This is a genomic window from Microbacterium sp. MYb62, from assembly GCF_002979475.1.
GTDB lineage: Bacteria > Actinomycetota > Actinomycetes > Actinomycetales > Microbacteriaceae > Microbacterium.
On the sequence record NZ_PCOY01000024.1, the window covers coordinates 51437 to 58069 of the forward strand.

Genomic DNA, 6633 nt, shown 5'->3' on the forward strand with positions numbered 1-6633 from the left:
GCGGTATTGCCGCGGGCTCCCCATGCCGCGGTAGTGTCGGCGAGTGAGCAACGAAACTTCTCCCGCCGACTCCGTGGTCGTGATCGGCGATGCCCTGATCGACGAGATCCGCGACGATGCGGGGGTGCGCGAACTCGTGGGCGGTGCCGCACTGAACGTCGCCGTCGGGCTTCGACGCCTGGGTGTGACGACGACCCTGATCGCCATGGTGGGTGAGGATGAGGCCGGCGCGCACATCCGCGAATACCTGTCCGACCACGGCGTTCGTCTGATCTCGAGCGAGGCGCCGCGGGGGTCCTCGCGGGCCGTCGTGCAGCGCGCATCGAACGGTGAGCCGCAGTACGTGTTCAATGAGGCGGCCCAGAAGCGCAGCATCCGCTACTCGGCTGATGCGCGCCAGGCGATCGCGGAGGCCGGACTCGTCGCGATCAGCTGCTTCCCCTTCGATGTGCCGTCAGAGGTCGACGCCCTGCTCGAGGCCGTGACCGACGCCCGCATCGCCGTCGACCCCAACCCCCGCACGGGGATGCTCGGCGATCGTGACGAGTTCGTGCGCGGATTCGAACGCCTCGCGGCCTCGGCCGCCATCGTGAAGGTGGGAGCGGACGATGCGGCGATCCTCTACGACGGCGACCTCGACGCCCTGCGCCGGCGCCTTCGCGAGCTCGGCGCCGCGGCCGTCCTGGCCACGGCCGGCGCCGACGGCGCCACGATCGACGCGGATGCCGGCATCGTCTCCGCTCCGATCGCCTCGCTCCCCGGAGCGGTGATCGACACCGTCGGAGCGGGGGACGCGACGCTCGCGGCCGTCTCCGAGGGGCTGGTCACCGCGTCACCGAGTGACCAGGAGGAGTGGCGTGCGCTGCTGCTTCGCGCGATGGATATCGCGGCCGCGACCTGTCGTGCAGAGGGCGGGCTGCTGCGGACTCCCGAGTCGTTGGCCGACGCCGGGCGTGGCGTGAACGGCAGCTGACGGTTCGATTTCTTGCACCTGCCTCGGGCAGGTATGCTTGTCTATCGTGCCCCCGGTTGGCTGTCCAAGTCGGACGGGTGCGCTCTGGCGAGTTACCCAAGCGGCCAAAGGGATCTGACTGTAAATCAGACTGCTCAGCATTCGGGGGTTCGAATCCCTCACTCGCCACCATCACCAGGAAGTCCGCGGATCTCATCCGCATCATCCAGGAATGCTGCCAGTGAAGAGAAACGCCCCCGGGTTTCCGGGGGCGTTTTCACTTTTCTCAACGGCACGCAGCTCCGCCCTCCGGATGAACCCGTGGTGCGGATCAGCGGCTCGATGGCGCCGGGCCGAGCACTCTGAGGATTCCGAGCATCGAAGTGCGCAGAAGCCGAAGGATGTCCTCGCCCGGGGGCTCGGTGCTCTCGCCGACATGCTCGGCGAGGAAGATGTCCGTGTAGCCGCAGAGCAGCACGGAACCGGCTCGACGGATCTGGTCGATCCACTCGGGATCGATGGAACCGCCGAAATCGGGCTCACCGCTGTCGTCAATGCGGAGAGTCGGGGCGGCGAAGTCGTTGGTGGCGCTCAGGATGCAGGTGCGGACGGTGCCCGCTTCATCGACGTAGAGTGCGAGCGGGTCGGAGTACTCGAACTGAGTGGGGTGGGTCGCTCCCGCCTGGAGGGTGAGCGGAAGACCATCGAAATAGCCCTTCGGGAAGAGCAAGAGGGGGAGACGGCCCGGCGTCTCGTCGACGTTGATGACAGTCCAGACATCGGGCCACACGCCGGGCTCGTAGACGGCGCTCACCACCTGCCTCCGAATGGATCGAACGCGACGGCTCGCCCGTCCATGGTCCTCATCGAACTGTTCGGGGTGCGCCGGCGACCGCCCGGGGGGAGGGGTTCATTGAGATAGGTCCGAAGTGCAACGGTCTCAGCGACCCGGTTGCGAACCTCGCCGTTTCCGTCTTCGGGTGATCGGCCCATCAACCAGCGGAGCATCGAACTCGCCACGCCGACGACAGCGGGCGAGGCGGCTTCGAGCGTGGTCGCGAGAAGGTTCTGGTGGGTGAACGCCGCGACGGGGGCAACAGCGATCCCGGCTTGGATCGAATCGCGCAGACCGCCCCTCAGCGCCGATGTCAGCCGCTCGGTCTTCTGAAGCTGCTGCACGTGGTCGGCGATATTCGCCTGCACCTCCATCCGGGTGGCGAGGTCAGAGCTTGCGGCCAGGTGCCCGATCTCCGTCCGAAAGTGGTTTCTCCATTGGCTCATGTGGTCGGCATCCCGGACAGCGAGTATCTCCGCTACCGACAACTGCTGCACGATCTCCGCGGACGGTGCGGGCAGGTCGAGGAGCTGAGAGACCGCCTGCTGATCCTTGAGTCCTTGAGCTGTGACCCATTCGGGTGGCGTGGAGGACCGGTAGAGCCATTCGAGAAGCTGCGGTCCCGCGAACCAATCCGGCAGGTAGAGGTCGATGCTCTGGTGGTAGTGATCAGAATGGTCGAGGACCGCGTGCAGCTGCTGGAACCAGAACGCGAGCTCATCGACGACCATCCCGCGCCCGCGCGGAGTGTCCTTGACCGTCGGAATCCAACCGCGGCGCTCCTCGACCAAGAAACTGAGGTCGGGAGCGGCATCAGTGGCGACGCCCTCGCGGATCGCGTTCTCGTCGCGGAAGGTCGGGGGCTCGACGTAGTACAGCAGCTGCGCGCGTTCCAGCTCCGCGTACCGCCCGATGCGGCGAAGAGCCCACGGGAGGTGCCCGCACTCGGGGAATCCGCCGAAGTACATCTCGGCGAGGTATGCCTCCGGGTCTGGTTGCGCCGCCCAGCCGGCGATCTCGTCGACGACCGCCACTTGATCCGCATAGCTCAGTGAGCGTGCCACGAAAGCGAACTCCCGGTCGTAGGGGGTGTCACTCTCGCCGTAGTAGTCGAGGAGAAAAGCGGGGCGGAACGTGGAGGGGGTCTTGGACGGCACCGGTTCCAACGTGTCCGACGACCGGTACCGCTCGATCATGTCGAGGGCGAGCGTCATACCGCTGCGGTCCCTTCGCGTCGCCAACCAGATGTTCCGATCGGTCGGCTCTGCGCCCAGGGAATCTGCGAGGAGTTCTGAGACAAGCATCCTGTTCCCATCCGTCTGGATGACAGCAGTCGCAGACTGCCGCGGTCGAGCACAGGTTAGAGGAGCCAGGTGATCACCGGCGGAGGCGCTCCACACTCCGACGAAAGACCGGCTCGGATCGGATTGCCGGCGAACCCGTGACACCGAGGCGCTCGATAGGTCACACTGAGTCCCATGGGATCAGCGTTGACCACCATCGGACTGCCCGTCGCTCTGGGCATCATCATGCTGGGCCTCGGGCTCAGCCTCACCCTCTCCGACTTCGCGAGGGTGCTGAAGCAGCCGAAGGCGGTGATCATCGCCCTGCTCTGCCAGCTCGTCGTCCTGCCGGCGATCTGCTTCGGGCTCGTCCTCGCCTTCCAGCTCCCGCCCATCCTCGCGGTCGGCATGATGATGCTCGCCGCGTCGCCCGGCGGCACGACGGCCAACCTCTACAGCCACCTGTTCCGCGGCGACATCGCCCTCAACATCTCGCTCACCGCGGTGAATTCGGTCATCGCCGTGATCACCCTCCCGATCATCACCAACTTCGCGATCGCGTACTTCCAGCCGTTCGACGACCGGCTGGGACTGCAGTGGTCGAAGGCTCTCGAGGTGTTCGCGATCGTGCTGCTGCCGGTCGCGCTCGGCATGATCGTGCGGCGCTTCTGGCCGAAGTTCGCGGCGGGTATGGACAAGCCGGTGCGCATCGCCTCCGTCGTGATCCTGATCGTCGTGATCGCCGGCGCCGTGGCCTCCAACTGGACGCTCCTGGTGGCGAACTTCACGCAGCTCGCGCTCATCACCGTGCTGTTCTGCCTGATCAGCCTCGCCATAGGCTTCCTCGTTCCGCGGATGCTGCGGGTGGGTAAGCGCCAGGCGATCGCCACCTCCTTCGAGATCGGGATCCACAACGCCACGCTGGCGATCGTGATCGCCCAGTCCGTCCTCGGGTCCGTCGAGCTGAGTCTGCCTGCGGCGGTCTACGGCGTGCTGATGTTCTTCATCGCGTTCGGCTTCGGCTTCCTGATCCGCGACCGGACGGTCGATGCCCCTCGGGACGTCCCTGCGCCGTCGCGCGCCTCCGGTTCCTAGACTGGAACGATGCGACCGCTCACCGAAGCCGACATCCGGGCATCGTTCGTCAATGCGGATGACGACGAGCTGCGGCTCATGGAGATGCCGCACGACTTCCTGCTCGTGGACTGGGACTACCTCGACTTCTTCGCCTGGCAGGACCCCGCCGCGAGCCGCCGCGGCTATGTGCTGATCCCGCATGACGACCGCGTGGTCGGCGTCGTGCTGCGTGCGACCGATCCCGGCCGTGGGCGTGCGGGGATGTGCAACATCTGCCACACGATGCAGCCGGGAAACCAGATCGCCCTCCTCTCCGCCCGGCGCGCCGGAGAGGCCGGTCGGCGGGGCGACTCGTTCGGCACCTACATGTGCGCCGACCTCTCGTGCCACGAGAACGTCCGCCTCGCCCACCCGCTCGCGCCGAACGAGATCAGGACGCCGGGACAGGTCGACTTCCGCCTCGACGGCACGCGCCGTCGGATGGAGAGCTTCGTCTCGCAGGTCTGGGAGCGGGTCTGATCGCGGTTACGCTGGACCACACGTCCTGTGCTCGAAGGAGAAGCCATGAGTGATGCCATCCTGTTCGCCGTCGAAGAAGGGATGGCCAGGCTCACGCTGAACCGCCCGTCCCGGCTCAACGCCTTCAACGCCGACCTCGCGCACGCCTGGAAGGATGCGACGGCGGAGGCGACCTCGAGGGCGGATGTGAAGGCCATCCTCATCGATGCCGCGGGACCGGCGTTCTGCGCCGGCGGCGACGTGATCGACATGGCGACGACGATGGGCGCCTCCGGCGCGGAGATCACCGCGCTCGCCGAGGTCATCAACGCCGGCATTCGCTCGCTCACGGAGTCCGCGATCCCCGTCGTCGCCGCCGCCCACGGCACCACGGCCGGCGGGGGACTCGGGATCCTGCTGTCCAGCGACTACGCCGTCGTCGGTTCGCGATCCAAGCTCGGCAGCCTCTACGCGAACATCGGCCTGACCCCCGACCTCTCGGTGTCGGCGCAGCTCGCGCGTGCCGTCGGTCAGCGTCGCGCGCTGCAGCTCGTGCTGCAGGACCGCCTGCTCTCGGCCGCGGAGGCCGTGGAGTGGGGGCTCGTCGCCGAGGCCGTCGCGGGCGAGGACGGCGCCGACGAAGCCGCGCTCGTCCGCGCACGGGGCGAGGAGATCGCCCGTTTCTGGCTCGCGGGAGCTGCCGACGCCTACGGGCAGGCCAAACGACTGGTGCGGTCGCAGCCTGAGCGGTCCTTCGTCGAGCAGCTGACCGAGGAGGCGCGCTCGATCGGAGCGGCGTTGGAGACCCCGGATGCACAGGCCAGGGTCTCGGCATTCGCCGCGGCGTCGGCGAGGAAGACCAGCTGACCCCTCCTCCCCAGAGAGGGAGCGCGGCACGAGCTTTCCCCGGATGGGGCGCGCACCGTGGCAACAGGTGCCCAGCGTGGCAGGATGAAGGCATCGCCGCTCGACGAGAGGATCGCCATGTCCCTACAGGACACCACGCCGCAGCAGAAGACGCAGGGTGAGAAGAAGAACATGTCCCTGCTCATCAGGGGTTCTCTCTGGATCGCCATCGGCGCGCTCATCGCCGCGGCGCTCGTGTGCGTCGTCTGGGTGCTCGTCGGGGATCAGGACGGCCTGATCGGCCGCGCCTTCCTCACGATCCTGCTGCTCGCCGCCTTCGCTGGGATCGCGATCCTCGAGGCCGGTCTGGCGCCGAACCGCCCCGACTGGCTCCAACTCGCCAGCATGGTGAGCTGGATCGTCGCCCTCCTCGTCGGCGCCGTGAAGATCTGGCTGCCCGAAGACGGCTCGTTCTACGGGGCCGAGCGCTTCTTCCAGCTCCTCCTCGTCGTCGGCATCCTGCAGCTCGCTCTCCTCCATGTGCGGCTGTTCACGCCGGCAGCGCAGCGCCACGTCACGACTTTCACGCGGGTGATCTACCTCGTGACGGTCACATTCCTCGTCGGTCTCGTCGGCATGCTCGTGTTCTTCCTCGCCTTCCCCGACACCTTCGAGTACGGCGAGCTCTACTGGAGGATCGTCGTCGCTCTCACGATCCTCGTCGCCGTCGGCACCACGCTCATCCCGCTGCTGAATGCGCTCTTCGCGCCGAAGAAGAAGACCTCGGCCTCTCCGGCCGTGGCGGCGGCGCCGTCTTGGCCCACTTACGCCGACGGCATCACCCCCTTGCCGGTGCTGCCGGATGGATCGCCCGATTGGAACGCCTACTACACCGGCTACGCGACCGTCGTCTCGGCGCCGCAGGCTCTTCCTCAGGCGCCTGCCTCGGCATTCCCGGTCGTGCCGCAGCCGGTCACGCCGCAGTTCGCGCAGCCCGACCCGCTTTCCGGCGCGCAGGGAGACCATCCTGTCCCGCCGGCTTCCCCCGCAGTCCCGCCGACCGGGTCGCCGCAGGGAGCGCCCCCGGCGTTCCCGCCGCGGGGGCCTCGGAGGCCGTGATGCGGAGTCGGCTGGACCGGCGC

At 67.6% G+C, this 6633-nt stretch carries 7 protein-coding genes and 1 tRNA gene; 6 read left to right on the forward strand and 2 right to left on the reverse strand.

Annotation, left to right across the window (positions count from 1 at the left end; genetic code table 11):
- Nucleotides 1–43: 43 nt before the first annotated feature.
- A complete protein-coding gene (locus tag CQ042_RS17505) occupies nucleotides 44–973 on the forward strand; it encodes a PfkB family carbohydrate kinase (RefSeq protein ID WP_105671734.1) in 930 nt (309 codons plus the stop codon).
- Between the two features lie 86 nt (nucleotides 974–1059).
- Nucleotides 1060–1144: transfer RNA gene (locus CQ042_RS17510), tRNA-Tyr, on the forward strand.
- Between the two features lie 139 nt (nucleotides 1145–1283).
- Here CQ042_RS17510 and CQ042_RS17515 read toward each other — a convergent pair.
- Together CQ042_RS17515 and CQ042_RS17520 are read right to left on the reverse strand one after the other, a co-directional pair.
- Nucleotides 1284–1766 carry a hypothetical protein gene (locus CQ042_RS17515; RefSeq protein ID WP_146115423.1) on the reverse strand — a complete coding sequence of 161 codons (483 nt, stop codon included), beginning with the start codon at nucleotides 1764–1766 and terminating at the stop codon, nucleotides 1284–1286.
- A complete protein-coding gene (locus tag CQ042_RS17520) occupies nucleotides 1763–3091 on the reverse strand; it encodes a hypothetical protein (RefSeq protein WP_105671736.1) in 1329 nt (442 codons plus the stop codon). Before CQ042_RS17520 ends, CQ042_RS17515 begins: the two co-directional genes overlap by 4 nt.
- Before the next feature lie 174 nt (nucleotides 3092–3265).
- Here CQ042_RS17520 and CQ042_RS17525 point away from each other — a divergent pair, with 174 nt between their 5' ends.
- The 4 genes from CQ042_RS17525 (at nucleotide 3266) to CQ042_RS17540 (ending at nucleotide 6610) form a co-directional block, all read left to right on the forward strand.
- Complete coding sequence (locus CQ042_RS17525) at nucleotides 3266–4165, forward strand: bile acid:sodium symporter family protein (protein WP_105671737.1); 900 nt, start codon at nucleotides 3266–3268, stop codon at nucleotides 4163–4165.
- A gap of 9 nt (nucleotides 4166–4174) precedes the next feature.
- Nucleotides 4175–4666 (forward strand): FBP domain-containing protein, encoded by a 492-nt coding sequence (locus tag CQ042_RS17530; RefSeq protein ID WP_105671738.1) that lies wholly within the window; start codon nucleotides 4175–4177, stop codon nucleotides 4664–4666.
- A gap of 45 nt (nucleotides 4667–4711) precedes the next feature.
- Nucleotides 4712–5512, forward strand: coding sequence for an enoyl-CoA hydratase/isomerase family protein (locus tag CQ042_RS17535; protein WP_105671739.1), 801 nt, complete (start codon nucleotides 4712–4714; stop codon nucleotides 5510–5512).
- Between the two features lie 117 nt (nucleotides 5513–5629).
- Nucleotides 5630–6610 carry a hypothetical protein gene (locus CQ042_RS17540; protein WP_105671740.1) on the forward strand — a complete coding sequence of 327 codons (981 nt, stop codon included), beginning with the start codon at nucleotides 5630–5632 and terminating at the stop codon, nucleotides 6608–6610.
- Nucleotides 6611–6633 lie beyond the last annotated feature (23 nt).